At 53.7% G+C, this 25,898-nt stretch carries 28 protein-coding genes; 9 read left to right on the top strand and 19 right to left on the bottom strand.

What is annotated here, in order from left to right:
* Window positions 1–28: 28 nt before the first annotated feature.
* Entirely contained in the window at window positions 29–1,189 is a 1,161-nt protein-coding gene (locus LLF79_RS09165) for a pyridoxal phosphate-dependent aminotransferase (RefSeq protein WP_227879399.1), read from the top strand.
* Here the strand turns inward: LLF79_RS09165 and LLF79_RS09160 are convergent, their stop codons facing one another.
* The 3 genes from LLF79_RS09160 to LLF79_RS09150 all read right to left on the bottom strand — a co-directional run bounded on the left by LLF79_RS09160 (window position 1,190) and on the right by LLF79_RS09150 (window position 4,081).
* Window positions 1,190–1,816 carry a ParB/RepB/Spo0J family partition protein gene (locus LLF79_RS09160; RefSeq protein WP_032656202.1) on the bottom strand — a complete coding sequence of 209 codons (627 nt, stop codon included), beginning with the start codon at window positions 1,814–1,816 and terminating at the stop codon, window positions 1,190–1,192.
* Window positions 1,801–3,024 carry a phosphoadenosine phosphosulfate reductase gene (locus LLF79_RS09155; protein WP_021242593.1) on the bottom strand — a complete coding sequence of 408 codons (1,224 nt, stop codon included), beginning with the start codon at window positions 3,022–3,024 and terminating at the stop codon, window positions 1,801–1,803. Before LLF79_RS09155 ends, LLF79_RS09160 begins: the two co-directional genes overlap by 16 nt.
* Before the next feature lie 157 nt (window positions 3,025–3,181).
* Window positions 3,182–4,081, bottom strand: a complete 900-nt coding sequence (locus tag LLF79_RS09150; RefSeq protein ID WP_227879398.1) for a LysR family transcriptional regulator — start codon at window positions 4,079–4,081, stop codon at window positions 3,182–3,184.
* Between the two features lie 675 nt (window positions 4,082–4,756).
* On the opposite strand from LLF79_RS09150, the gene ahpC reads away from it, so the two are divergent.
* Both ahpC and ahpF read left to right on the top strand, forming a co-directional pair.
* Window positions 4,757–5,320 carry an alkyl hydroperoxide reductase subunit C gene (gene ahpC, locus LLF79_RS09145; RefSeq protein ID WP_008501015.1) on the top strand — a complete coding sequence of 188 codons (564 nt, stop codon included), beginning with the start codon at window positions 4,757–4,759 and terminating at the stop codon, window positions 5,318–5,320.
* Window positions 5,321–5,506: 186 nt separating this feature from the next.
* Entirely contained in the window at window positions 5,507–7,072 is a 1,566-nt protein-coding gene (gene ahpF, locus LLF79_RS09140) for an alkyl hydroperoxide reductase subunit F (RefSeq protein WP_222664778.1), read from the top strand.
* 60 nt (window positions 7,073–7,132) lie between these two features.
* On the opposite strand, the gene uspG is transcribed toward ahpF, so the two are convergent.
* A complete protein-coding gene (uspG, locus tag LLF79_RS09135) occupies window positions 7,133–7,561 on the bottom strand; it encodes a universal stress protein UspG (protein ID WP_008501017.1) in 429 nt (142 codons plus the stop codon).
* Window positions 7,562–7,741: 180 nt separating this feature from the next.
* On the opposite strand from uspG, the gene LLF79_RS09130 reads away from it, so the two are divergent.
* Window positions 7,742–8,980 carry a zinc-dependent alcohol dehydrogenase gene (locus LLF79_RS09130; RefSeq protein WP_008501018.1) on the top strand — a complete coding sequence of 413 codons (1,239 nt, stop codon included), beginning with the start codon at window positions 7,742–7,744 and terminating at the stop codon, window positions 8,978–8,980.
* Between the two features lie 10 nt (window positions 8,981–8,990).
* Here the strand turns inward: LLF79_RS09130 and yldA are convergent, their stop codons facing one another.
* Together yldA and rnk are read right to left on the bottom strand one after the other, a co-directional pair.
* Window positions 8,991–9,080, bottom strand: coding sequence for a small membrane protein YldA (yldA, locus tag LLF79_RS26950; protein WP_008501020.1), 90 nt, complete (start codon window positions 9,078–9,080; stop codon window positions 8,991–8,993).
* A gap of 139 nt (window positions 9,081–9,219) precedes the next feature.
* Window positions 9,220–9,630: a nucleoside diphosphate kinase regulator gene (rnk, locus tag LLF79_RS09125; protein WP_021242588.1), complete on the bottom strand. Its 411-nt coding sequence runs from the start codon at window positions 9,628–9,630 to the stop codon at window positions 9,220–9,222.
* A 246-nt stretch (window positions 9,631–9,876) separates the two neighbouring features.
* On the opposite strand from rnk, the gene LLF79_RS09120 reads away from it, so the two are divergent.
* A complete protein-coding gene (locus LLF79_RS09120; RefSeq protein ID WP_032656216.1) occupies window positions 9,877–10,494 on the top strand; it encodes a flavin reductase family protein in 618 nt (205 codons plus the stop codon).
* Here LLF79_RS09120 and rna read toward each other — a convergent pair.
* The gene (gene rna, locus LLF79_RS09115) at window positions 10,488–11,297 is read right to left on the bottom strand and encodes a ribonuclease I (RefSeq protein ID WP_021242586.1); all 810 of its coding nucleotides are present in this window, start codon (window positions 11,295–11,297) and stop codon (window positions 10,488–10,490) included. The genes LLF79_RS09120 and rna overlap by 7 nt on opposite strands.
* Window positions 11,298–11,391: 94 nt before the next feature.
* A complete protein-coding gene (dcuC, locus tag LLF79_RS09110) occupies window positions 11,392–12,759 on the bottom strand; it encodes an anaerobic C4-dicarboxylate transporter DcuC (RefSeq protein ID WP_021242585.1) in 1,368 nt (455 codons plus the stop codon).
* A gap of 394 nt (window positions 12,760–13,153) precedes the next feature.
* Here dcuC and pagP point away from each other — a divergent pair, with 394 nt between their 5' ends.
* Complete coding sequence (gene pagP, locus LLF79_RS09105; RefSeq protein ID WP_008501026.1) at window positions 13,154–13,771, top strand: lipid IV(A) palmitoyltransferase PagP; 618 nt, start codon at window positions 13,154–13,156, stop codon at window positions 13,769–13,771.
* A 190-nt stretch (window positions 13,772–13,961) separates the two neighbouring features.
* A complete protein-coding gene (gene cspE / locus LLF79_RS09100; RefSeq protein WP_002439184.1) occupies window positions 13,962–14,171 on the top strand; it encodes a transcription antiterminator/RNA stability regulator CspE in 210 nt (69 codons plus the stop codon).
* A 219-nt stretch (window positions 14,172–14,390) separates the two neighbouring features.
* On the opposite strand, the gene crcB is transcribed toward cspE, so the two are convergent.
* A complete protein-coding gene (gene crcB / locus LLF79_RS09095; RefSeq protein WP_008501029.1) occupies window positions 14,391–14,774 on the bottom strand; it encodes a fluoride efflux transporter CrcB in 384 nt (127 codons plus the stop codon).
* A 67-nt stretch (window positions 14,775–14,841) separates the two neighbouring features.
* On the opposite strand from crcB, the gene LLF79_RS09090 reads away from it, so the two are divergent.
* The gene (locus LLF79_RS09090) at window positions 14,842–15,630 is read left to right on the top strand and encodes a deaminated glutathione amidase (RefSeq protein WP_021242583.1); all 789 of its coding nucleotides are present in this window, start codon (window positions 14,842–14,844) and stop codon (window positions 15,628–15,630) included.
* A 125-nt stretch (window positions 15,631–15,755) separates the two neighbouring features.
* Window positions 15,756–15,959: a twin-arginine translocase subunit TatE gene (gene tatE, locus LLF79_RS09085; RefSeq protein ID WP_222664779.1), complete on the top strand. Its 204-nt coding sequence runs from the start codon at window positions 15,756–15,758 to the stop codon at window positions 15,957–15,959.
* Window positions 15,960–16,041: 82 nt separating this feature from the next.
* On the opposite strand, the gene lipA is transcribed toward tatE, so the two are convergent.
* From lipA to rsfS, 10 genes are all read right to left on the bottom strand, one after another.
* Window positions 16,042–17,007: a lipoyl synthase gene (lipA, locus tag LLF79_RS09080; RefSeq protein WP_008501032.1), complete on the bottom strand. Its 966-nt coding sequence runs from the start codon at window positions 17,005–17,007 to the stop codon at window positions 16,042–16,044.
* Window positions 17,008–17,214: 207 nt separating this feature from the next.
* Entirely contained in the window at window positions 17,215–18,168 is a 954-nt protein-coding gene (locus tag LLF79_RS09075) for a YbeF family transcriptional regulator (protein ID WP_021242582.1), read from the bottom strand.
* Between the two features lie 291 nt (window positions 18,169–18,459).
* Window positions 18,460–19,101: a lipoyl(octanoyl) transferase LipB gene (lipB, locus tag LLF79_RS09070; protein WP_008501034.1), complete on the bottom strand. Its 642-nt coding sequence runs from the start codon at window positions 19,099–19,101 to the stop codon at window positions 18,460–18,462.
* Window positions 19,102–19,195: 94 nt separating this feature from the next.
* The gene (gene ybeD / locus LLF79_RS09065) at window positions 19,196–19,459 is read right to left on the bottom strand and encodes a DUF493 family protein YbeD (RefSeq protein WP_003858718.1); all 264 of its coding nucleotides are present in this window, start codon (window positions 19,457–19,459) and stop codon (window positions 19,196–19,198) included.
* Window positions 19,460–19,565: 106 nt separating this feature from the next.
* Entirely contained in the window at window positions 19,566–20,777 is a 1,212-nt protein-coding gene (gene dacA / locus LLF79_RS09060; RefSeq protein ID WP_008501035.1) for a D-alanyl-D-alanine carboxypeptidase DacA, read from the bottom strand.
* A gap of 139 nt (window positions 20,778–20,916) precedes the next feature.
* Entirely contained in the window at window positions 20,917–22,029 is a 1,113-nt protein-coding gene (gene rlpA / locus LLF79_RS09055; protein WP_227879397.1) for an endolytic peptidoglycan transglycosylase RlpA, read from the bottom strand.
* 16 nt (window positions 22,030–22,045) lie between these two features.
* The gene (mrdB, locus tag LLF79_RS09050) at window positions 22,046–23,158 is read right to left on the bottom strand and encodes a peptidoglycan glycosyltransferase MrdB (protein ID WP_008501037.1); all 1,113 of its coding nucleotides are present in this window, start codon (window positions 23,156–23,158) and stop codon (window positions 22,046–22,048) included.
* A 2-nt stretch (window positions 23,159–23,160) separates the two neighbouring features.
* Entirely contained in the window at window positions 23,161–25,062 is a 1,902-nt protein-coding gene (gene mrdA, locus LLF79_RS09045; RefSeq protein ID WP_023293034.1) for a peptidoglycan DD-transpeptidase MrdA, read from the bottom strand.
* 28 nt (window positions 25,063–25,090) lie between these two features.
* Entirely contained in the window at window positions 25,091–25,558 is a 468-nt protein-coding gene (rlmH, locus tag LLF79_RS09040; RefSeq protein ID WP_003858701.1) for a 23S rRNA (pseudouridine(1915)-N(3))-methyltransferase RlmH, read from the bottom strand.
* 3 nt (window positions 25,559–25,561) lie between these two features.
* The gene (gene rsfS / locus LLF79_RS09035) at window positions 25,562–25,879 is read right to left on the bottom strand and encodes a ribosome silencing factor (RefSeq protein ID WP_003858696.1); all 318 of its coding nucleotides are present in this window, start codon (window positions 25,877–25,879) and stop codon (window positions 25,562–25,564) included.
* Between the last annotated feature and the right edge of the window lie 19 nt (window positions 25,880–25,898).

Below are 25,898 nucleotides of genomic sequence, written 5' to 3'. Positions count from 1 at the left end.
CATAAGTATTACAAGCAGGCACAACACAATGAGCATTAACGCCTTGATTCCGCAAAGTAAACTTCCCAACCTCGGTACCACCATCTTTACGCAGATGAGCGCCCTGGCGCAGCAGCACAACGCCATTAACCTTTCTCAGGGGTTCCCGGATTTCGACGGCCCGGCTTATCTGCAGGCGCGTCTGGCGTATCACGTGGCGCAGGGGGCGAATCAGTATGCGCCGATGACGGGCGTGCAGGCGCTGCGGGAAGCGATTGCCGACAAAACGGCGGAGCTGTATGGCCATAAGCCCGATGCGAACAGTGATATCACGGTGACGGCAGGGGCGACCGAAGCGCTGTACGCGGCCATCACCGCACTGGTGCGCGCGGGGGATGAAGTCATCTGCTTTGATCCGAGCTACGACAGCTATGCGCCTGCGGTTGAACTCTCCGGCGGCGTGGTGAAACGCGTGGCGCTCCAGCCGCCGCATTTCCGCCCTGACTGGCAGGCGTTTGCTGCGCTGCTGAGTGACAAAACCCGTCTGGTGATCCTGAATACGCCGCATAACCCGTCGGCGACGGTGTGGCAAAAAGCCGATTTTGCCGCGCTGTGGCAGGCTATCGCCGAACGGGAAATTTACGTCCTGAGCGATGAAGTCTACGAGCACATCTGCTTTGCTGAGGAAGGGCATGCCAGCGTGCTGGCCCATCCGCAGCTTCGCGAGCGTGCAATCGCCGTCTCTTCGTTTGGTAAGACCTACCATATGACCGGCTGGAAGGTAGGGTACTGCGTGGCCCCGGCGGCCATCAGCGCTGAGCTGCGCAAAGTGCATCAGTACCTGACGTTTGCCGTGAACACGCCAGCTCAGCTGGCGCTGGCGGATATGCTGCGCGCGGAACCCGCGCATTACCGCGAGCTGCCGCACTTCTGTCGTGAACGTCGGGATCTGTTTGTGGCGGCGCTGAGCCAAAGCCGCCTGGAAATTTTGCCGTCTGAAGGAACCTATTTCCTGCTCGCCGACTACAGCGCGATTTCCGATCTGGACGACGTTAGCTTTTGCCAGTGGCTGACGAAAGAGATCGGCGTGGCCGCCATTCCATTGTCGGTGTTCTGCGCCGATCCCTTCCCGCACAAGCTGATCCGCCTGTGCTTTGCGAAGCAGGAATCGACGCTGCTGGCGGCGGCGGAGCGTTTGAACACGCTCTGATTATTTCACCGTCCACGCTTCTGAGTAACGGCGGTCTGCAAACAGCTCCAGCAGACCGTTGATTTGCTTGAGGCGCAGCACCTCATCGCTGTCCATGCCCAGCTCTTTGCCTATTCGCTCATCATTCCAGCCGAGCTGTGCCAGTTCGCGCACGATATCTGACATGGCGTTGATTTGATGCCGACCCCGCGCCCGATTGTGGCGAATCGTGGCGGCCATACGGTCATGTTTATCCTGCCGGTGCTGGCGCAGGCAGGTGACGGGGAGATATCCTCTGAGCTGACGCTTCAACGCCGCCCGATTTTTGCCGATTTCGTGGCGATGAAAGCCATCCACAATTTCGTAGTGATGGGCTTCACTTTCCGTCACAACAATAGGTTGGGTGAATCCATCGAGTTCGAGCGACTTGCTGAGCAGCCGTTTTTCCGGAGGGGCAACGTTATTGGGGTTGTAGTCGTTAGCGATAATCGCGTCCTGTTTGATCCAGAGAACGCAGTCTATCGGTTGCTCGCGAAAAGGGCTGTTTTTATGGATCGCTTCGCGAAAGGCATTGATGGCAGTAATCCGATCCTCCTCGCAAAGTGACTGAAGGTACGTTTCGATCTCGGTAATTATTCTTTGTCGCATAAAATGCCCCACTCCTTGCGCTTCGCCTTCACTCGTTCGCTGTAGCGCTGATAATGTTTAGGTTTATTCGGGCTGAACGACAGCGCCCTGCACCAGTAGTCATTATTAAGTAATACCTTACAAATACGGCGCCATGAGGGGATGTCTTTGGCGCCGATATCGCCGTCCTGCGTCTCGGGGATATCCGGCATGCCTCTCTTCTGATACCAGTGCAGATAGATCGCGATTTTATTGCGGTAATGCTCAGCCGTGTTTTGCGGCATGCTGTTCAGCAGGAGCATGGCGTAGTCGCGCCAGCCGAGGTGATCGGGTTTGAGGATTTTCCGGTGGCCATAAAAGTGGTTGTCCTGCCCGGCGTAGAAGCCGCCGCTGCGCACGCCGCTGACGCGCTCGCACATGGCGGCCCAGCGCTCGGGCTCGAGAACATGATAGAGCCAGAGTCCCTGGCGCTGTTCCGGGCCGAAGGGCTCGCAGATGCGCATATAGCGCGGCGGGACGCCCGCCTGAAACATGAGGTTGTAGAGCGGGTTATAGCTGCTTCCGGATTTTGCAAACCATGTCCAGATGTCTGCGGTTTTCCAGTCGTAAAGAGGATAGACGTACCACGCGTGCCCGCCGGGCGCGGTGGTTGTCCAGGGCTTATCGTCCGCGAAGCGATGCTTGCGGTTGTTGGCGATGGTCAAAAATCGGTTATAGGATTCATCGGCGCGAATGCCCACCAGCATGGCTGCCGGACGGTGCAGGGCAAACCAGTCGGAAAACGAGCGGACAAAGGCTTCAAAGGTCATTCCCGTCTGGTAAAAATCAAAATAATCCGCAGCGGTGATGGCGCCTTCCGGCGGCTGGCGCACCCAGCGCACGTCCGGCGCCCAGCATTGCCATTCAGGCTGATACTGTGAGAGGGAATTTTGCGTGGTCAGCGGAAGCGCCACCCAGTAAAAGTGCTCGATGACGTCCCGGTAGCCTTCGCGCAGCGCATTAACGTGCTCAATGGTGCAGGAGAACTGTGCTTCCCAGTCAATAAAAAGCACGCTGATTTTTCGTTTTTGCGCCCGGGCCATTTGCGCGGTGAGATGCAGCATGACGGTGGAGTCTTTGCCGCCGGAGAAGGAGACGCAGATGCGGGAAAAGGTGGCGAACGTCCAGCCGATGCGCTCCTGCGCGGCCTCCAGCACGTTAAGCTGCAGGGGATATTTATACAGTGACATGTTCAATCTCTTCCTGAGTATGACTGTCGGGGGCTTTTATTTACGCTGATAAACCATGAATAGTAAAGATATTAAGGAGAAACCGGAATAATAAGATCTTCCATTAAAGGATTTGTTGCCCGAATGTAATTAAAAAGTATTCAGGCGATACCGCAAGTTATTCCACTTCGATTTTTTCAATGAATTGCGTAAACACGCTGCTGTTTAACGCCGAGCGATTGTAAAGCATATAAACATCTACTTGAGGAGTCGCAAAAGGCAAGGAAATGCTCTTCAGGTTGAGATGGTCTTTATATCGTTCAAACAATATTGTTGGTACAAAGCCTATTAAACCACTCACGCCAATAATATTCATAATCGAAAGCAGTGAGTCACTGCGGAAACAGACGTTGCGTTCCGGAAGGAGAATGTTTGACTGCAGCTGGAACTCTTTTATGCCATTCTCCTGACTGCGCATCAGCGTGAATTTTTCCTGGCTGAGTTCCTCAATCGTTGCGCTATCGCCGAGGCGGGGGTGATCTTTGCTGCACGCCAACAGCATTGCTAACTTCATAAAGCGGGTACAGACGATAGAGCGACTGTTAACCGGAGCAAAGCTAAACACCAGGTCGGCCTTGCGGTAGGCGAGCAAATCCTCGGCTGACTCAGGAGATAAGAGCACATCATTATGTTCTATGTCGTAATTTTCGTCTGCAAGCAGAGAGCTTAGCAGGCTGCCGAAGCGCCCATGGGCCACAATCTGCGGGCAATAGATGACAAAGCTCTTTTTGATCTGCGCGTTATTCAGGATATTAATGGTTTGCTCAATGCTATTAAGGTTTTCTTCCAGATGGTGATGCAAATTGATCCCCACCGTCGTCGGGGTAATGCCTTTACCCGAACGAATAAAAAGCGGGTCATTCAGTTGCGCGCGCAGGCGTTGCAGGGACTGGCTCACTGCTGAGGGCGTGATATAGAGTGTTTCCGCTGCCTTGCTAATGCTAAGGTGCTGATAAATGCACTCAAAAATGACTAACAGATTAAGATCGAATTTTTTAAGGTCGTAAAGATTTGCCATAAATCATCCTGAGTGTGTTGTTGTCATCACATTACTGATAACTATAGTTCGAAGTTAATCATTTACAATCCTTGTGATTAACCTACTTAATTTGTTTTGAATACGAGCTTAATATATCACGAGGCTGGATTATTGAAATAGAACTTCAGCCGTTATTAAGATATTTTTATCTTTAAAACTTGCGGCGTTGTTCTCAAATAACCATTATTGGTTATACATTCGCTGTGACTCATTATTGTCACTTTCGTTCTGGCCACCAGTAAGACCACTTATTGCAACTCATTCTCATTATTAAGCCTCTCGTTGAGTCAGGCAGACGCGGAGGCTATTCGGTAAAACCTATCACAGCCATAGGGCGGAATGCCGGCGTGACGGATTGCCCAAACTGAAAACCGGTGCTGTAATCAAACCGCTGTTACGGCCTGAAATAAGGTATGTAGAGCGCAACGCAACGCCAGCCCAGGCTGGCACTGAAAGTTCCTGTGGAAAGTTCAGGTATCAGGGCCGCCCACCAGGGCGGCCTTTTTACGTTCAGGCTTTCCGTTAGTTCCGTTCACAAGGTTGTCTTGTTGGCGTTGTAAGGTTTGGCTGATTGATTTGATAAAGCATACGCATTAGCCCCGATGGATAAAGTTGGTTACCTTACATCTCAACGAAAACACGGAGGAAGTACAGATGTCTTTGATTAACACTAAAATTAAACCTTTCAAAAACCAGGCGTTCAAAAACGGTGAGTTCATCGAAGTAACCGAGAAAGATACCGAAGGTCGCTGGAGCGTCTTCTTCTTCTATCCGGCTGACTTCACCTTCGTTTGCCCGACCGAACTGGGCGACGTGGCTGACCATTACGACGAACTGCAGAAGCTGGGCGTAGACGTTTACTCTGTGTCTACCGATACCCACTTCACCCACAAAGCATGGCACAGCAGCTCTGAAACCATCGCCAAAATCAAATACGCGATGATCGGTGACCCGACTGGCGCCCTGACCCGTAACTTCGACAACATGCGTGAAGATGAAGGCCTGGCTGACCGTGCGACCTTCGTTGTTGACCCGCAGGGCATTATCCAGGCTATCGAAGTTACCGCTGAAGGTATCGGCCGTGATGCGTCTGACCTGCTGCGTAAAGTAAAAGCAGCGCAGTATGTCGCTTCTCACCCAGGCGAAGTGTGCCCGGCTAAATGGAAAGAAGGCGAAGCAACGCTGGCGCCATCTTTAGACCTGGTCGGCAAGATCTAAGTCTGTAAAGCCTGCGGCGCTGCGCTTGCACAGGCCTACAGTATCGTAGGCCGGGTAAACGACGTGCCACCCGGCAATCAATGGGCGCACCCGCGCCCATTTCATTCCAGCACCATGATGCAAGTTGCATTCAGGCCGCCCGTATAAGGCAGCTTGCATGATGACGTTTTAAGAGAGGGAAGAACCATGCTCGACACCACGATGAAAACCCAGCTCAAGGCCTACCTTGAGAAACTGACCAAACCCGTTGAGCTGATTGCCACGCTGGACGACAGCGCGAAATCGGCAGAGATCAAGGAACTGCTGGCAGAGATCGCTGAACTGTCACCAAAAGTGACCTTCAAAGAGGATAACTCGCTTAACGTCCGTAAGCCGTCTTTCCTGATCACTAACCCAGGCTCTGGGCTGGGGCCGCGTTTTGCCGGCTCGCCGCTGGGGCATGAATTTACCTCGCTGGTGCTGGCGCTGCTGTGGACCGGCGGTCATCCGTCGAAAGAGGCGCAGGCGCTGCTGGAGCAGATCCGCGATATCGACGGTGATTTTGAGTTTGAAACCTATTACTCGCTCTCCTGCCACAACTGTCCTGACGTGGTGCAGGCGCTGAACCTGATGTCGGTCCTCAACCCGCGCATCAAACACACGGCAATTGATGGCGGTACCTTCCAGAATGAAATCACCGATCGCAACGTGATGGGCGTTCCGGCGGTGTATCTGAACGGTCAGGAATTCGGCCAGGGCCGTATGACGCTGACGGAAATCGTCGCCAAAGTGGATACCGGTGCCGAAAAACGTGCCGCAGAAGCGCTGAACAAACGTGATGCTTACGACGTGCTGATTGTCGGTTCCGGCCCTGCGGGTGCGGCGGCGGCAGTGTACTCCGCACGTAAAGGGATCCGTACCGGTCTGATGGGCGAACGTTTTGGTGGCCAGGTACTGGATACCGTGGACATTGAAAACTATATCTCCGTGCCGAAAACCGAAGGCCAGAAGCTGGCCGGCGCGCTGAAGGCGCACGTCAGCGACTATGACGTGGATGTGATCGACAGCCAGAGCGCCAGCAGGCTGGTACCTGCTGCGGTTGAGGGGGGGTTACACCAGATTGAAACCGCCTCCGGCGCGGTGCTGAAAGCGCGCAGCATCATCATTGCCACCGGCGCGAAATGGCGCAACATGAACGTGCCGGGCGAAGATCAGTACCGTACCAAAGGCGTGACCTATTGCCCGCACTGCGACGGCCCGCTGTTTAAAGGTAAGCGCGTGGCGGTAATCGGCGGCGGAAACTCCGGCGTGGAAGCGGCTATCGATCTGGCGGGGATTGTTGAACACGTAACCCTGCTGGAGTTCGCGCCAGACATGAAGGCCGACCAGGTGCTGCAGGACAAAGTGCGCAGCCTGAAAAACGTCGACATCATACTGAACGCGCAGACCACGGAAGTGAAGGGCGACGGCAGCAAGGTCACTGGTCTTGAATATCGCGACCGCGTGAGCGGCGACGTGCACAGCGTGCAGCTTTCAGGGATCTTCGTGCAGATTGGTCTGCTGCCAAACACCACCTGGCTGGAAGGGGCGATTGAGCGCAACCGCATGGGCGAAATCATCATCGATGCCAAGTGTGAAACCAGCGTGAAGGGCGTGTTTGCGGCCGGCGACTGCACCACCGTGCCGTACAAACAGATTATTATCGCCACGGGCGAAGGGGCGAAGGCGTCTCTGAGCGCGTTTGACTACCTGATCCGCACCAAAACCGCATAAGAAAAGAAAGTAAGGCTACACCTGCAATAGCGAGAGGCCACCGAAAGGTGGCCTCTTTTTTTATCTGACGACCATCACCGGTATATGGGTGTGGCGGATGACGCTGGAGGCGTTAGAGCCCAGCAGATGCGTGGTAATGGACGGGTTACGCGAACCGATAACCACCACGTCTGCCTTCAGTTCGGTCGCCAGTTCATTTACCGCATCGCGTACGCTGCCGAATCTGACGTGTGTTTTGATCCGTGAAGGGTCGATGCTGAAGTGGCTGACCATGGTTTGCAGGCGATTTTCCGCCTCGTGCTGCAAATGTTCCTCGAAGCGACGCACATCGGCGGCAAAGCGGTGCAGGCTCAGGCTGGCGGAGCCTGGCAGCACGTGTAGCAGATGGATGACACCGTCCTGCTGCGCCAGAAACTCCGCATGGCGTACGGCCTTGTCGCTCAGCTCCATTTCAAAAACATCAACCGGCATAATGATTCTCTGATACATACCCGTTTCTCCTTGTTTATAAACGCTGTACTCATTCAACCACAAAATAGTCATGGTTTCTGTAAGCGCTCCGTCAGTTTTCTTATCTTGCCAGGATAAATCTCAAAAGACCCGTATTCACAGGCAGACCTTCAGGGGTAGCTACCCTTATACACTTACCCGGAACCTTTCGGAGGTCGCATGAAAGCACTTACGTATCACGGTCCACACCATGTTCGCGTCGAGAATGTCCCCGACCCCATCATCGAACAGCCCGACGATATTATTCTGCGCGTCACGGCCACGGCTATCTGCGGCTCCGATTTGCATCTCTACCGCGGAAAGATACCGAAGGTGCAGCACGGCGATATTTTTGGCCATGAGTTTATGGGGGAAATCGTCGAGTGCGGCGCAGAGGTTAAGAATCTGCAAAAGGGCGATCGCGTGGTGATCCCCTTTGTTATCGCCTGCGGGGACTGTTTCTTCTGTCGCCTCCAGCAGTATGCGGCCTGTGAGAATACCAACGCCGGGCAGGGTGCTGCACTGAACAAAAAGCAAATTCCCGCGCCTGCGGCGCTGTTTGGCTATAGCCACCTCTACGGCGGCGTGCCGGGCGGGCAGGCGGAATACGTTCGCGTGCCGAAGGGTAACGTCGGACCGTTTAAAGTCCCGCAGCTTCTTTCTGATGATAAAGCGCTGTTCCTGTCCGACATTTTGCCCACGGCCTGGCAGGCGGCAAAAAATGCGCAGATTGAAAAAGGCTCAAGCGTAGCCGTTTTTGGCGCCGGGCCGGTGGGGCTACTGACCATTGCCTGTGCGCGGCTGCTGGGGGCTGAGCAGATTTTTGTTATCGATCACCATCCCTACCGGTTGCGATTTGCCGAGGCGCGCTATGGCGCTATCCCCATCAACTTCGATGATGACAACGACGCGGCGGAAAAAATCATCGAGCAGACCGCGGGCCAGCGCGGCGTTGACGCCGTGATTGATGCAGTCGGGTTTGAAGCGAAAGGCAGCACCACGGAAACGATCCTCAGCAATCTTAAAATCGAAGGCAGCAGCGGCAAAGCGTTGCGTCAGTGCATTGCTGCCGTGCGTCGCGGCGGGGTGGTCAGCGTACCCGGCGTATACGCAGGGTTTATCCATGGCTTCCTGTTTGGCGATGCCTTTGATAAGGGGCTGACGTTTAAGATGGGCCAGACGCACGTCCATGCCTGGCTGGGTGAACTGTTACCGCTGATCGAAAAAGGGCTGCTTACGCCGGAAGAGATCGTGACCCATTATCTCCCCCTTGCGGATGCGGAACGCGCCTATAAGATTTTCGAAAAACGCGAGGAGGAGTGCCGGAAGGTGATTCTGGTCCCGGGCGCAGAGACCCCCGAAGCCGCAGAGCAGACCGTTAAAGGGCTGGTGAATGCCTTCCCGGGCGGGGTTGCCTGAGAATGTTCGCTTACCAGTGGCGTTCAAGATAGAGCACGGCCGTGACGATAATCGCCACAAAAATCAGAAAGATAAGTGTGATAACGCCTATCTCACTCATGACCGTCCCCGCGGCACCAAAACAGGTTAAGCGTGGATTAAGGCCATTTTGCGCGGTATAGGAAAATTGGGTGAATTTGCGGAAAGAGGATGCGGCTGCATCCTCTGTGCAAAGCGGGTAGGCGCTTATTCAGAAGAGATTAACGCAGGTAATCGCCCGCGGCTTCTGGCTGGTAGAGCAGCTCCAGCACTTCCAGATGGGTTGACGCACCGCCCGGTAATTCCCAGTGGATCGTATCCCCCGTACGCAGCCCCAGCAGTGCGGCACCCACAGGGGCCAGAACAGAAAGCTGTGTGCTGCTGTCGGTCATCTGAGCCGGGTATACCAGCGTACGGGTCAACTCTTCACCGGTGGTCAGGTTGCGGAATTTCACCTGGCTGTTCATGGTGACCACGTCATGCGGTATCGTCTCAGGCGTGCACATCTGTGCCCGGTCGAGCTCCTCATTCAGGGCGTCGGCCACGGGGAGCGAGGCAAATTCCGCTTTTTCCAGCAGCCTGTCGATACGTTCTGCGTCGAGCTCATTGATGATAATGGTAGGTCTGGACATTTTTTACTCCATGTCGTTAATGCTGCGTCTAACGCAGAAACTGATCCAAAAGAAAACCCTCGCCGTCTGGCAGCGAGGGTTTAACTCTCCCGATGATACTGGCTGAGCGCGCAAGTTTGAAGTGATGAAAGTCACATTCATGGGCCATATGAATTTTCGCTGAAATTTATTCAGTCTTCATTCCTGACGGAATACGTTACGCTGAGTGTCCTGAACCCGGGCGTTGCCCACCAACGAGAGAGAATTATGTACTTCTATCAACCGTCTCAGGGGCACGGCCTGCCGCATGACCCGCTGAACGCCATTATTGGTCCACGTCCGATAGGCTGGATCTCCTCTTGCGACAAGGTCGGTCAGCTGAACCTTGCACCGTACAGTTTCTTCAACTGCTTTAACTACCGCCCGCCGATCATCGGCTTTTCCAGCAACGGCTGGAAGGACAGCGTGCGTAATATTACGGAAACCGGGGAGTTTGTCTGGAACCTGGCAACGCGCGATCTCGCACATGCGATGAATCAAACCTCCGCGATGCTTCCCCACGATCGGGATGAATTTAGCTTTGCCGGACTCACGCCAGCGGCCAGCCAGCTGGTTAACGCCCCCCGCGTTGCAGAAAGCCCGGTGAATTTTGAATGTCGACTGTCCCAGTGCATTCAGCTTACCGGAGCCGACGGTACGCCGGTGGACACGTGGCTGGTGCTGGGGGAAGTGGTCGGTATCCATATTGCCGAAACGCTGCTGGAAGAGGGGATATACCAGACGGCGAAAGCGCAGCCCATCCTGCGTGCGGGTGGGCCGACGGCATACTATGGCATCAGCGATGAAAACCGGTTTGATATGGTGCGCCCGGGCGCGGATCAGTAACCGGCTTTATCAATCACGAATTGTTTTCCGCAGTTACCCGGATGTGGCTGCGGGGCAAATGAGGTCGCAGAAAGCGGATTGTTAATGGCGTCAGCCTTCAGCGAAATCTGCATCTCGGTCAGATAAGCCGGATTGCCGTTGCAGGTCAGCTTGAACGCTTTGACGTTCTCCTTGCCCCAGCTTTTGGCCACGGCACTGTCAAAGTCGCTGCGACTGACGGGTTTTCCGTAGTTATTGGCAAGGAATTTACCGACCGCACTGTTTTTAACTTCCTGATTCATCCGCACCATCGTGCCGAAATAGGCATCCGGATCGAAACCAAAGCAGACGCCATGTTTGGCGTATTCGTAGCGTTCCAGGCAGGAATTACCGCCCGCACCCGGCATCACGTCGTTGAGCTTTGCGGCAGCAGAAAGCGACAGTCCGGTTTCGGCGGCATCGCATTTGCGGCTGGCCTTCACTTCCGGCATGTTCGGAATGGGGCGCGTGGCGCAGCCAAAACGCATCCATCGACGTTCATCCACCCCGCGTGCGGCAATGGATTTCGGCAGGCCGGGCCATAGCCCGTGAACGGTCAGAAAATCAGCTTTATTTTCGCGTTCTTTTTGCAGGCGACATTCGTCAGGTTCATTGCGGTTGCGCTCGACCATGCTCTGGCAAAACCCGGTTTGCCAGGACAGAGCCAAAACATAGCGATCGAAATCGCCATACTGGGTTGCCTTGAGCGGTTCTGCCTGCGTGGAGAAAACACAGAGGGCAAGCGCGATTGCCCCAGACGGGATAACGATATCCTTCCTGAACATATGATTTCCTGATCGAATGAGCGTGATTGATTTCTGGGGGTTATTAAAGCACAAAAAGCGCCCGCAGGCGCTTTCTGGATATCAGGAATTTAGCTTAGGCTGCGCCGGGCACCAGCACTTCCGTGGCGATAATCACGATAATCAGCCCAACCATAACGGGCACTGAGGTGCGTTTTACCACTTCAAATGGCGAGATTTTTGCCATCCCGGCAACGGCGACGACCACGCCCGATACCGGGGAAATGGTACGGCCCAGGTTTGACGCCTGCAGCATGGGAATGGAGAGATAGGCCGGGTTAATACCGGAGGAGTGGGCCAGTTTCGGGATCATCTCCACGAAAGCGTAGAAAGGCGCATTGCCGGAACCGGTGGTCATGGCCGCCAGCATGGTGAGTACCACCAGGACCAGCATCAGGATAATACTGGCCGAGCCGAACGAGGTGGCGATAGAGATCAGGCTCTGGATAAAGCCGATGGTGCTCAGACCCTGAGCAAAAACGCCCGCTGCCACCAGCAGCATCACCACGCCAGCGAAGGCATCCGCCATACCGCGATAGGCGACTTCCAGACCAGAGAACACCTTTTGCGTGTTGAAACCGCGCACAAACTCCAGCACGGCAGCCAGCAGCATGCAGATCACCAGAATGGTGATGATGTGCAGCTGCGGGCCCCATTTGCCGTCAAAAATCAGCACTCCGATAATCGGCGTGAAGGGCAGAATGGCATAAAACGCGGGTGCGGTGGTGGTGATCTCACTCACATCCATCATCTCGTGGCTGATGTTTTCTTTCTTATCCAGATAGCGCTGCCAGAAGAAATGCGCGATTCCCATTCCCACAATGGCGACAATAGAGATTGGCAGCGTGGTTTTAAAGGCGAAGTCGATGAGCGACATCTCCGCAGCCTTTGCCGCCAGCACAACGTCGCCGGAGGTCGGGGAGAGAATAATGGCTGCCGGAGACGCGCAAATGGCTGCTGCCGCGCCGCGGCTGATACCGACGTTCACCATGACCGGGAACAGCGTGGCCATGAGCAGTACGCCAAGTCCGGTTGCCGACGACACGGCCAGCGACATCAGGCAGGCGAGAAAATAGGCGGCGACCATCAGCAGATAGGGTGAGTTGATGTACTGCAGCGGTTTTGAGGCAAGCTTAACGACCATGTCGTTGGCACCGATATGGGTCATGTAGGCGGCAAAACCGCACAGCATCATGATCATCATACCCAGGTCGCCGCCGCGGCTCATGAGTAATATCTTAATGTATTCAACAATATCAGTGGCGGTGTAACCCGTACTGGTTGCACTGGCAGGTAATACCTGATGTCCCATTATGGCGCTGATAATCAGCAGCGTTAAACCGCCAACAAATAATACGCCCGTGGCCGAATAGCCTTTAATGATGTAGCGTGCGACACCGACAATGACGACGACCCCAATAAGGAGTTCGAATAACGTAAGCATGATTTCCCCTGTATCTCTGCTGCAATGGAGCACAAAAAATCAATAAAAATAAGAAGGATGAAAATGTGCCGAATAAATGGCCTGTTCTTGCTGATTAAAATCAATAAACAGACGACTAGAGAGCAGAACAACCGTGTTTTTGCCATGGCTCTTACATTTACGCCATGAGAGTCTTGACCGCCAGAAATAGCGCAATATGTCTTTACAATGATAACAGATTGTTAATATTTTGTGTAATTCAGCATGTTGCTGATATACAAGGCTAAACAGGTTAAAGGCTCACTCTGAATGTGCTTATTCAGACTTGCGGTCCAGTTTATTAAGAATATTCCCGGCAAAAGGCCGAATAATTAGGAATAACGCTGATGTCGTTAAGCCTTGATTCAACTACTTTATGGTAAACTTTGCCTCGAATACTAAGAATGGTAATTGCATTGTGATCGTACGTAATACATTTTTCTCAATTTTATTGTTTATTTTTGGGCAGTTAACGTTTTCTTCTGTTGCACAGGCAGAGGACAACGCGACGGATAAAGGGTGGTTCTCAACCTTTACGGATAATGTCTCTCAGACCTGGACGGCGCCCGAACATTATGATCTCTATGTTCCGGCAATAACGTGGCATGCGCGTTTTGCTTACGACAAAGAGAAAACCGATAAATATAACGAGCGTCCGTGGGGCGCTGGTTTCGGTCAGTCGCGCTGGGATGATAAGGGAAACTGGCATGGCATCTATCTGATGGCCTTTAAAGACTCCTTTAATAAATGGGAGCCGATTGGGGGCTACGGCTGGGAGAAAACCTGGCGCCCGCTAGCCGACGAGAACTTCCATGTCGGGTTGGGCTATACCGCGGGGGTCACCGCACGTGACAACTGGAACTACATTCCGATCCCGGTGCTGCTGCCGTTGGCCTCTATCGGTTACGGCCCCGCAACGTTCCAGATGACCTACATCCCGGGCACGTACAACAACGGTAACGTTTACTTCGCCTGGATGCGTTTTCAGTTTTAACTGAAAAAACTTTACCTGTTGGTGATAAAACGCGCAGCCGTTGATTCATAAACGATAAAAATCTGCCAGTGAAAATTAACGCGACTTTAGTCACTTTTTATCAAAGATCCGCTGGACAAAAGGTCTCACAATTGATGTACTGGTAACCGACACAGCATTTGTGTCGTTTTTTAATGTAAAGGTAATTTTGATGTCTAAGATTAAAGGTAACGTTAAGTGGTTTAATGAGTCCAAAGGATTCGGTTTCATTACTCCTGAAGATGGCAGCAAAGACGTGTTCGTACACTTCTCTGCAATCCAGTCTAATGGTTTCAAAACTCTGGCTGAAGGTCAGCGTGTAGAGTTCGAAATCACTAACGGTGCCAAAGGCCCTTCTGCTGCTAACGTAATCGCTCTGTAATCCAGACGCGTCAGCAAGAATTTCAAAACCCGCTCACTGAGCGGGTTTTTTTCGTTTTGAATCAGCCAAGCAGATACATTTTCAGGAAGCTGGCCACGATCAGCACGCTTAACAACACCATGCCTGCGCTCATCAGACTCTGTTTCATTCTGTCACCCTCGTTCAGTACTGCATCCAGAGTGACAGAGAAAAATTAAGCCAACATTAACGGTTCGGCTGTTAATGCGCGCTTGCGGAAGAAAATAGCCAAAATGCGATCCCCGTCATCGCAAAGGAGCCGAGCATATTGATCGCCATATTCATCAGCGCCCAGCCGATACGGCCTTCCTGAAAGAGAAAAACCGTTTCCGCAGAAAAGGTTGAGAAGGTGGTTAACCCGCCGCAGAATCCGGTGGTAATCAGGACTTTCCACATTGGGTCAATGTGTGTCATTCGGTTAAACCAGGCCAGCCCCATGCCAATGATAAAGGCACCTATCAGGTTTGCAGCCAGCGTCCCCATGGGAATCGCCTGATGCAGGGGGTTAAACCGCATACTGAGAAACCATCGCGCAACGCTACCCGTTCCCCCACCAATAAAAACGGCTAAAAGTAGTTGTAACACGCTAAATACCTGCTATTTGATGTGTAAGAGAAGCGAGTTTAACGCCGTTTATGATGAGGGGACAAATATGTATGTTGCGGTAGGGCAATTTGCGGTCACGCCTGACTGGCAGGCTAACGCGATAAAATGCGTCAATCTGATGATGCAGGCCCAACAGAAAGGCGCGTCGCTGCTGGTACTTCCTGAGGCGCTACTGGCCAGGGATGATAATGACCCGGATTTATCCGTGAAGTCCGCGCAGCCGCTGGACGGTGAATTTTTACAGCAATTGCTCGCCCAGAGCGTGGGCAATACGATGACGACGATCTTAACAATCCATGTTCCCTCTACGCCGGGTCGGGCGGTGAATACGCTGGTGGCGATTCGCGGCGGAGCCATAGTCGCACGTTACGCCAAGCTCCATCTTTATGATGCCTTCAGCATTCAGGAATCACGGCGCGTCGACCCAGGAGACCGTGTTCCGCCGCTGCTGGAGATTGACGGATTAAAGGTTGGGCTGATGACCTGCTATGACCTGCGTTTTCCGGAGCTGGCACTCCATCTGGCGCTACAGGGGGCGGACGTGCTGGTTCTGCCTGCCGCGTGGGTTAAAGGGCCGTTAAAGGAACATCACTGGGCAACGCTGCTGGCGGCACGCGCGCTGGATACCACCTGCTATGTCGTTGCTGCAGGAGAATGCGGAACGAAGAACATCGGGCAAAGCAGGGTAGTCGATCCGCTGGGTGTGACGATCGCCGCCGCTGCGGAAGCCCCGGATTTGCTGGTGGCGGAGATAAACATAGACAGAATTGCGCTTGCACGTCAGCAATTACCTGTTCTTCGCAATCGTCGGTTTGCGCCACCGCAATTATTGTGATGTTTTTTTCAACAATGCTTGATTCACCTTGTTACAGATTGCTATTGTGTGCACGCGCTAAATGACCGTTAATACAGTCAGGTTTTGGCGCTGAATGCAGCCTGTTTTAAGTAAAGAAGGTATCTATGGGTGAGATTAGTATTACCAAACTGCTGGTGGTTGCCGCACTGGTCGTCCTGCTGTTTGGTACCAAGAAGTTACGCACGCTGGGTGGTGACCTGGGGGCTGCCATCAAAGGCTTTAAGAAAGCAATGAACGACGATGATACAGCCGCGAAGAAAAGCGCTGAGAATGACGTCCCGGCAGACAAGCTTTCTCACAAAGAGTGACAGCAACGCCTGAGGGCTTGCGAAAAAAAAACCGGCTCATGAGGCCGGTTTTTTTGTATTACTGTAAATGAATATTACAGCATTATTTAACTTCTTCGCCTTTTGCCTGCATATCTGCATGGTAGGAGGAGCGAACAAACGGGCCGCATGCGGCGTGAGTAAAGCCCATCGCCAGCGCTTCGGCCTTCATTTCATCAAACTCGTCCGGGCTCACGTAGCGCTGTACCGGCAGGTGGTGACGGCTTGGCTGCAGATACTGGCCCAGAGTCAGCATGGTTACACCGTGGCGGCGAAGATCGCGCATCACCTCGATGATTTCATCGTTAGTTTCACCCAGACCTACCATCAGACCTGACTTGGTCGGAATATGCGGATGCGCTTCTTTGAAGCGTTCCAGCAGTTTCAGAGACCAGTTATAGTCAGCGCCCGGGCGCACCTGACGATAGAGACGCGGTACGTTTTCCAGGTTGTGGTTAAATACATCTGGCGGCGTCGCGGTCAGGATATCCAGCGCGCGGTCCATACGGCCGCGGAAGTCTGGCACCAGCGTCTCGATTTTGATGTTTGGGCTTTTCTCGCGAATGGCCGTAATACAGTCAGCGAAGTGCTGCGCCCCGCCGTCGCGCAGATCGTCACGGTCAACGGACGTGATAACCACATAGCGCAGCGCCATGTCGGCGATGGTCTGCGCCAGCTTCTGGGGTTCGTTAGCATCAGGTGCGACCGGACGACCATGAGCAACATCGCAGAACGGGCAGCGGCGGGTACAGATAGCACCCAGAATCATAAACGTCGCGGTACCGTGATTGAAACATTCAGCAAGGTTCGGACAAGAGGCTTCTTCACAAACGGAGTGAAGGCCATTCTTGCGCATCGCCGCTTTGATCCCCTGGATACGCGAAGAGTCGGCCGGAAGTTTGATTTTCATCCATTCCGGTTTTCTTAACAGCGCCTCGCGCTCTGTAGCCACGTTTTTAACCGGGATAAGGGCCATTTTATCGGCATCGCGGTATTTAACACCGCGTTCCATCACAATGGGTTTACTCATAGCGTGCGTGTTCCAGTTGCGAATATCGAAGGAAAGCGTTTCAATTCAAGGGAATGTTGTATTTATCAACTATTTTTGAACGAACGACAGGCAGTATATCATTGAAACGGTCGTTAAAGCAGCCTGCCAGATCGCCAATTTGTAAAATAGTTGTTGTTTTGTGCCTTTTGCCCTGCCTGCCGCAGGGGCTTATGCTGGCTCAACCTGTCAGAAGGCCTGACGGATAATGCGGATGACGTTTTCCAGAACCGGATCGCGCAAGCTCAGCTTGTTGTAATGCAGTGAAATTTCAATAGATTCCGCATTAAGCTGGCTGAGGGGGATACTGTCCAGCGGCCAGCATTTCCGGAGCAGGCTGTACAGGCGCGATGGCATGATGCACAGCATATCGCTGCTGCCTATCAGGGATGCGGTGGTGAACATATTGTAACTGCTGAAGCTGATCTGACGTTCCGGGAAAATTTCATCAATACGCTGACGAAGGCCATGGTTGGACTGCCCTTCGGTCATGAAAGACGAGTGGTCGTAGTTGCGCAGGTTTTCGATGGTCAGCGGCTCGCTGAGGGCAGGATGCTGCTGACGGCAAACCAGTACCAGGTTATCCGCATAGAGCACATTTTGCCCCAGCGCTCTGGCACTGAAGCTGCCGCTTTCAATAATCAGGTCCGTCTGGAACTGGGCAAGCTGAACGTCAGGCTCATGGAGAGGCACATTGCGAAGCAGGAGCTGCGGAGCATGCTCTTTTACGGCCTGGAAGATCGCTGGCATCACCAGCACACCCACCGAAGGGGAACAGCCGATGGTGATGGTTCTCTGCTTATCGTAGCTCCCGGTTAAATCCAGTGCGCCCAGAATCGACTCCAGCCCCTGGCTGATGTACTCATGAAGATGCGTGGCGTAGGCCGTCGGCGTTACCCCCTGGCCCTTACGGATAAATAACGGGTCAGGAAATATAGCGCGTAGCTTTTGGATGGACTGGCTAATTGCTGAAGGCGTGAGATTAAGAATTTTCGCAGCGTTAACGATACCCTTATGGACATATACTGCCTCAAAAATAGTCAGTAAATTGAGATCAATATTACGTAAAGTCCGAAAAATTTGCGGCTTGTCTTCGCCACCAGGTTCATTCAGTCGTTTGGCTGGTAAATTATTATACTCCACGCTTTCACTCCGTATACATTCACAATATGAATGATAGTTGAATTTATTTATTATGCTTGTAGAGATTCGTAAAGTGTTGGTTTTGTTTCATTTATTTATCAAAAGCAAACACTTGTGTGATAATTGCTCACGTTACTTATGCCGTGTTTGCCGTGCATGCTGGAGGCTAAATAATATGTAGCGGTAATATTCGGGCGCTTCGAAAATATAGAATCTATGGATTATTGTAAAGTGCAAAAACGGTAAATAGACAGTGGCCCGTCAAATTAGCGAGCCCTGTTGTACGATATATTAAGCAGGGATATATTCGTGCGGGGGATTGTTAAGTAGTGCTAACACGTTCTTTAACAGCACGGGACGAATCGTGTCTGGCGTAGCGGTTTCTACCCACTGGCGCATTTGCGTCATTTCCATGCCGGCGTAGCCACAGGGGTTTATGCGCTGGAAAGGCGCGAGATCCATATTAATATTCAAGGCCAGGCCATGGAATGAGCAGCCTTTACGAATACGCAGCCCCAGAGAGCAGATCTTCATTTCCCCAACGTAGACCCCAGGCGCATCGGCTCGCGGATGCGCGTCAATCCCGTATTCCGCCAGCGTATTGACGACTGTCTGTTCCAGTAAGGTAACCAGTTCACGCACGCCGAGCTTTCTGCGCTTCAGATTGAGCAGGACGTACATCACCTGCTGCCCGGGTCCATGGTACGTGACCTGACCGCCGCGATCGCTCTGGATAACCGGAATATCGCCCGTCATTAATAAATGTTCTGCTTTTCCCGCCTGACCCTGCGTAAAGACCGGCAGGTGTTCGACCAGCCAGATCTCATCGGGGGTAGTGTCATCGCGTGAATCGGTGAAGTCATGCATAGCCTGGGAGACAGGCTCGTAAGGTTGCAGCCCGAGGTGACGGACCAGAATTTTATCCTGATACAAAACTGCGTCTCCGAAGACGAGGGACAAAAGGTATGCGGGAGTATATCACAGCGGGGAGAGGGGTTACCCGGCAAACCGGGTAACCGCAAAGGGACTACAGCACCATACGAACGATTTCGATATTGCCGAGCTCTTCGTACAGCGTCTCAACCTGCTCAATGTGTGTCGCAGTGATGGTAATAGAAACCGAGTGGTAGTTGCCCTTGCTGCTTGGTTTTACTGACGGAGAGTAGTCACCCGGCGCATGGCGCTGTACCACTTCAACCACCTGATCAACCAGCTCAGGTTTCGCCAGACCCATTACTTTGTAGGTAAATGGGGTAGGGAATTCAAGCAGTTCGTTAAGTTTGGTTTTCATGTCAGCTCCGGCGTAACGTCAAAAAATAATAACTCCCACGTCAGGTGGGAGTTATCAGGATACTTAGTATATGGGGATCAAAATCACACTTTCAAGTGTTCGATTTTTAACCAAACCAGTGGTGGAACATCAATTTAATATAATCAATGATTTTGCCGAAGAAATTGCCTTCAGGAATTTCTTGCAGGACCACCAGCGGGCGCTGATCGATCGTTTTGCCATCCAGCTGGAAGTTGATTGTGCCCACGACCTGATTTTTCTGCAGCGGGGCGTGCAGCTCGGTGCTGTTCAGGACGTAGCTGGCTTTCAGATCCTTCATACGACCGCGCGGAATGGTCAGGTAGAGGTCTTTATCAACGCCGAGAGAAGCACGGTCGTTGTCGCCGAACCAGACCGGTTCAGACGCAAACTCTTTGCCTGCTTTCAGTGGATTCACGGTTTCGAAGAAACGGAAGCCCCAGGTCAGCAGCTTCTTGCTTTCTGTCTCACGGCCTTTAAAGGTGCGGCCACCCATCACGGCAGAGATCAGACGCATCTGGCCTTCAGTGGCGGAGGCGACCAGGTTGTAGCCCGCTTTGTCGGTGTGACCGGTTTTGATGCCGTCAACGTTCAGGCTGTTATCCCACAGCAGGCCGTTACGGTTGGTCTGACGAATACCGTTGAAGGTGAACTCTTTCTCTTTATAGATAGAGTACTCATTAGGAACATCGCGGATCAGCGCCTGACCAATCAACGCCATGTCACGTGCCGAGCTGTACTGACCGTCTGCGTCCAGGCCGTGTACGGTCTGGAAATGGCTGTTTTTCAGACCCAGCGCGTTCACGTAGCTGTTCATCAGGCCTACGAAGGCATCCTGGCTACCGGCGGCGAAATCGGCCATCGCCACGCAGGCATCGTTACCCGACTGCAGGTTGATACCGCGAATCAGCTGGGAAACAGGAACCTGCATACCCGGTTTCAGGAACATCAGAGAGGAGCCCTTAAAGACCGGGTTCCCGGTTGCCCACGCATCGTTACCGATGGTGACCAGATCCGTTTCTTTGAATTTACCTGCCTTCATCGCCTGGCCGATAACGTAGCTGGTCATCATTTTGGTCAGGCTGGCCGGGTCACGGCGGGCATCGGCATTCTGTTCTGCCAGCACTTTGCCAGAGTTGTAATCGATCAGGATGTAGGATTCCGCGTCGATTTGCGGAACGCCAGGGATCATGGTCTTGATATTCAGGTCATCGGCGTGAGCTGCAGAGAGCGCAGCCGCGCAAAGGGCCGTGGTCAGCGCCATGCGCTGCACAAAACGAGCAGAAAAAGTGGTCTTCATGGTCAGAACTACGACATCCGTGATGGAATTAAAAAAAGTGCCTTACTATAGCAAATGCTATTCAGGCAGGCATCCGACTTTAAGCATGAGTTTGTGAATGTGTTTTACACAAACTGACAATTCGGATACCGCCGGTTAATTATTTCGCAACAGCGATAAATGACTGAAGCTGAGCTTCATTCTGCAGACGCTGCTGCAGGGAGGCTGCCTGCGATTTGCTGCCAAACGGCCCCATCTGAATGCGCCAGACCGCACCGTTCTGCTCAACGCGTCCTGGTACGCCAAACTGCTGGCTCAGACGCTGCTGATACTGTTTAGCCCGGGCCTGATCGCTCACAGCACCGACCTGAACCACATAGCTGCCGCTGGCCGCTGTTGGAGCCGCCACCGCAGCACTTTGCGTGGCCGCGGGCGCCGTTACGGGAGCCGACTGGGTCGCTGGTGCAGCAACGGGAGCGGGGGCTGGGGTAGGTTCACTGCCTTCCAGCACGCCCGAGGCTAAGGTCGTCGGTGCGCCAAGAAAACCGCTGCTCTTTACCGGTGCGCCCGTTGAATCGTCGCTTTGCAGCGTGTCGTTGCTGATTGGGCGTATTTCTCCCCCCGGCTGAGCAGGCTCGGCCGGAGAAGAGACTCTGCCCATTCCCCCGTCAAGATTGGGGCGGTCGGGAAGGGCATAGGTCTGTTTCGCCACCGTCGTACACGCGGTACCCGGCCCGGAGAGGGAGCCATCCTGCGCCACGATAATTGGGTCAATACGGACTTTGGTGTTGTTCGAGGTATTCAGGCGATCGGCAGACGCGCGCGACAGGGAGATCACCCGGTCATTACCGTACGGGCCGCGGTCGTTGATACGCACGACGATCATTCGGCCGTTTGCCAGGTTGGTGATACGAGCATAGCTTGGGATCGGCAGCGTCGGATGTGCCGCCGTCAGCTGCATGGGGTCGAACGTCTCTCCGGAGGCCGTCAGGTTACTGCCTGGCTCGGCATCATAAATGGCGGCAAAGCCCGCCTGGCTGAAACGGGAAGGATCCTGAACAATTTTATAGCTTTTGCCGTCGCGCTCGTAATCCTGATTGGCACTGGCATTCAGCGGTTCATAAACGGGATCGGCACCGCTGATTTCTACGATCGGGCCATTACACACCGCAGGCTGCGGCGGCGCGACGGTTGCCTGTTGCTGACCATCATCACTAGTACAGGCCGCAAGTAAACTTGCCGCAATGCAGATCCCCAGCCACTGCTTACGCATTCCGATCCCCTTATTTTTATACGCTTTTTGACAACATTTTTCTGTGGGTATGGATCGACATCACGATACCAAACCCGGCCATCAACACGATCAGTGCCGAGCCTCCGTAACTCACCAGCGGCAGCGGTACGCCTACCACCGGCAGAATACCACTCACCATACCAATATTTACGAAGACATAAACGAATAAAATCAGCATCAACCCGCCAGCCATGACGCGACCAAAGGTCGTTTGCGCGCGTGCTGCAATCCACAATCCTCGCATGATCAGCAGAACGTATAGGGCCAGGAGTATTAAGATGCCCACCAGCCCCAGCTCTTCCGCCAGGACGGCAAAGATAAAGTCGGTGTGACGTTCCGGTAAAAATTCCAGCTGCGACTGCGTGCCGTGCAGCCAGCCTTTACCGCGCAGGCCGCCGGAGCCAATCGCAATCTTGGACTGAATAATATGATAGCCCGCGCCCAGCGGATCGGTTTCCGGATCGAGCAGCATCATGACGCGCTGGCGCTGGTAATCGTGCATCAGGAAGAACCAGAGAATAGGGATGAACGCCGCAATCAGCACTACCGCGATACCAATCAGGCGCCAGCTCAGGCCCGACAGGAACAGGACAAACAGGCCAGAGAGGGCGATGAGGATAGAGGTACCCAGGTCAGGCTGTGCCGCAACCAGCAGCGTTGGCAGGAAAATCAGCACCAGCGCGATGGCGGTATTCTTCAGCGACGGCGGACAGACGTCGCGGTTGATAAAGCGTGCCACCATCAGTGGAACGGCGATTTTGGCAATCTCCGAGGGCTGGAAGCGGACAATACCCAAATCCAGCCAGCGCTGCGCCCCTTTTGAAATGGCCCCAAACGCATCGACCGCAACCAGCAAAATAATACAAAAGATGTAGAGGTAGGGCGCCCAGCCTTCGTAGACGCGCGGCGGGATCTGCGCCATCACCACCATAATGATCAGGCCCATGGCGATCTGGCCGATTTTACGCTCCATCATCCCGATGTCCTGGCCGCTGGCGCTCCAGATAACCAGCGCGCTGTAAACCAGCAGAGCCAGCAGGATCAGCAGCATGGCTGGGTCGATGTGGATTTTGTCCCACAGCGATTTTTTATTTGGATTATCCGTCATGATTATTGGTCCTCCGCCGCAGCGGCGGCCGGGTTTTCAGCCGGCAGTTCGGTGTTGTTATCACCCAGCATAATGTGGTCAAGGATCTGGCGCATGATGGTCCCTACTGCAGGCCCGGCACCGCCGTTCTCCAGAATCATCGCCACCGCGACCTGCGGGTTGTCGTAAGGGGCAAACGCCGTCATCAGCTTGTGGTCACGCAGACGTTCGGCAATGCGGTGCGCGTTATAGGTTTCGTTGGCTTTCAGACCAAAGACCTGCGCAGTACCGGACTTCGCCGCCACTTTGTACGGCGTACCGGCGAAATACTTGTGTGCGGTACCGTTGGGGCGGTTTGCCACGCCGTACATACCGTCTTTCGCGATTTCCCAGAAGCCGGAATGAATGTCACCCACCGGCGCTTCGTGCGGCTGGTTCCACGGCACTTTTTTGCCGTCTTCAACCGTACTCTGCAGCAGGTGAGGCACTTTCACCACGCCGTCATTGATGAGGATCATCATGGCTTTGTTCATCTGAAGCGGCGTTGCCGTCCAGTAACCCTGACCGATACCCACCGGAATGGTGTCGCCCTGATACCACGGTTTTTTAAAGCGCTTCAGCTTCCATTCGCGCGTCGGCATGTTGCCGGAGCGTTCTTCCGCCAGGTCAACGCCGGTGTAGTGTCCGTAGCCGAATTTGCTCATCCATTCTGACAGGCGGTCGATCCCCATGTCATACGCCACCTGATAGAAGAAGGTATCCGCAGACTCCTCCAGCGATTTGGTGACGTTCAGATGACCGTGGCCCCATTTTTTCCAGTCGCGATAGCGCTTTTCTGAACCGGGCAACTGCCACCAGCCCGGGTCAAACAGGCTGGTATTGCGGTTGATGACGCCAGCACTCAGTGCAGAGACCGCCACGTACGGTTTAACCGTGGATGCCGGCGGGTAAACCCCTTGCGTCGCGCGGTTCACCAGCGGCGTGTTGGGGTCATTCAGCAGACCGGAGTAGTCTTTACTGGAAATGCCGTCAACAAACAGGTTCGGGTCATAGCTTGGCATAGACACCATCGCCAGGATGCCGCCGGTGCGGGGATCGGTGACCACAACGGCTGCGCGGCTGCCCGCCAGCAGGGTTTCAATATACTGCTGAAGCTTAAGGTCGAGGGTCAGATAGACGTCATGCCCCGCCTGAGGCGGCACTTCTTTAAGCTGGCGAATCACGCGGCCACGGTTGTTAACCTCAACCTCTTCATAGCCGGTTTGCCCGTGCAGGACATCTTCGTAGTAGCGTTCAATACCGAGCTTACCGATGTCGTGCGTTGCGGCGTAGTTCGCCAGCTTGCCGTCTTTATCGAGGCGGTCGACGTCTTTGTCGTTAATCTTGGAGACGTAGCCAATCACATGCGTCAGCGCGGATCCGTAAGGGTAGTAGCGACGCTTGTACCCCTTTACTTCCACGCCGGGGAAACGGTACTGGTTTACCGCAAAGCGGGCCACCTGGACTTCCGTCAGGTTGGTTTTAACCGGGATGGAGGTGAATCGGTGTGAGCGGGCGCGCTCTTTTTTGAAGGCGGCGATATCGTCGTCGTTAAGGTCGACAACGCTTTTCAGCGCTTCCAGCGTATCCTGAACATTATCGACTTTTTCCGGCATCATCTCGATTTGATAGATGGTGCGGTTTAACGCCAGCGGGGTGCCGTTGCGATCGTAAATAATGCCGCGGCTGGGCGCGATAGGCACCAGCTTGATACGGTTTTCGTTGGAACGCGTCTGGTAGTCGGTAAAACGGACAATTTGCAGATTATAAAGGTTGGCGATCAGCACGCCGGTAAGCAGCAAAATCCCGGTGAAGGCGACCAGCGCCCGGCGCACAAACAGCGCGGACTCAGCCGTATAGTCGCGAAAAGAATTCTGTAGTTTCATCCGCTGCTTAATCTACCCTGGTCAGTCATTACTCGCGGTGATAGGGGTGGTTGGTAGTAATGCTCCACGCGCGATACAGGCTTTCTGCCACCAGTACCCGAACGAGCGGGTGGGGAAGCGTCAGCGCGGAGAGGGACCAACTTTGTTCTGCTGCCGCTTTGCAGGCAGGGGATAACCCTTCGGGTCCGCCAATCAACAGACTGACGTCTCGGCCATCCTGCTTCCAGCGCTCCAGTTCGTGCGCCAGCTGCGGCGTATCCCAGGGTTTTCCTGGAATATCGAGGGTGACGATGCGGTTTTTGCCAGCGGCAGCCAGCATCAGTTCGCCCTCTTTATCGAGAATACGTTTGATATCGGCGTTCTTGCCGCGCTTACCGGCGGGGATTTCCACCAGTTCGAACGGCATGTCTTTTGGAAAACGACGCAGATATTCAGTAAAACCGGTTTGTACCCAGTCCGGCATTTTGGTGCCGACGGCGACCAGCTGCAACTTCACGCATTAACCCCAGAGTTTTTCCAGCTCATACAGGCGACGGCTCTCTTCCTGCATGACGTGGACAATCACATCGCCGAGATCGACAACCACCCAGTCAGCGGTCGCTTCACCTTCAACGCCCAGCGGAAGCAGCCCTGCCGCGCGCGATTCCTGAACAACATGGTCAGCAATCGAAACAACGTGACGTGTGGACGTACCGGTGCAGATGATCATGCAGTCGGTAATACTGGATTTACCTTTAACGTCGATAGCGATGATGTCCTGACCTTTCAGGTCATCAATTTTGTCAATAACAAAATCCTGGAGTGCTTTACCCTGCAAGTTTTCCCCCTGGGTGAAT

It is taken from the genome of Enterobacter cloacae complex sp. 2021EL-01169 (genome assembly GCF_020733125.1).
GTDB classification, from domain to species: Bacteria; Pseudomonadota; Gammaproteobacteria; order Enterobacterales; family Enterobacteriaceae; genus Enterobacter; species Enterobacter roggenkampii.
Note: the sequence above shows the minus strand (reverse complement) of the source record. Positions and strands in the feature narration are given on the sequence as shown.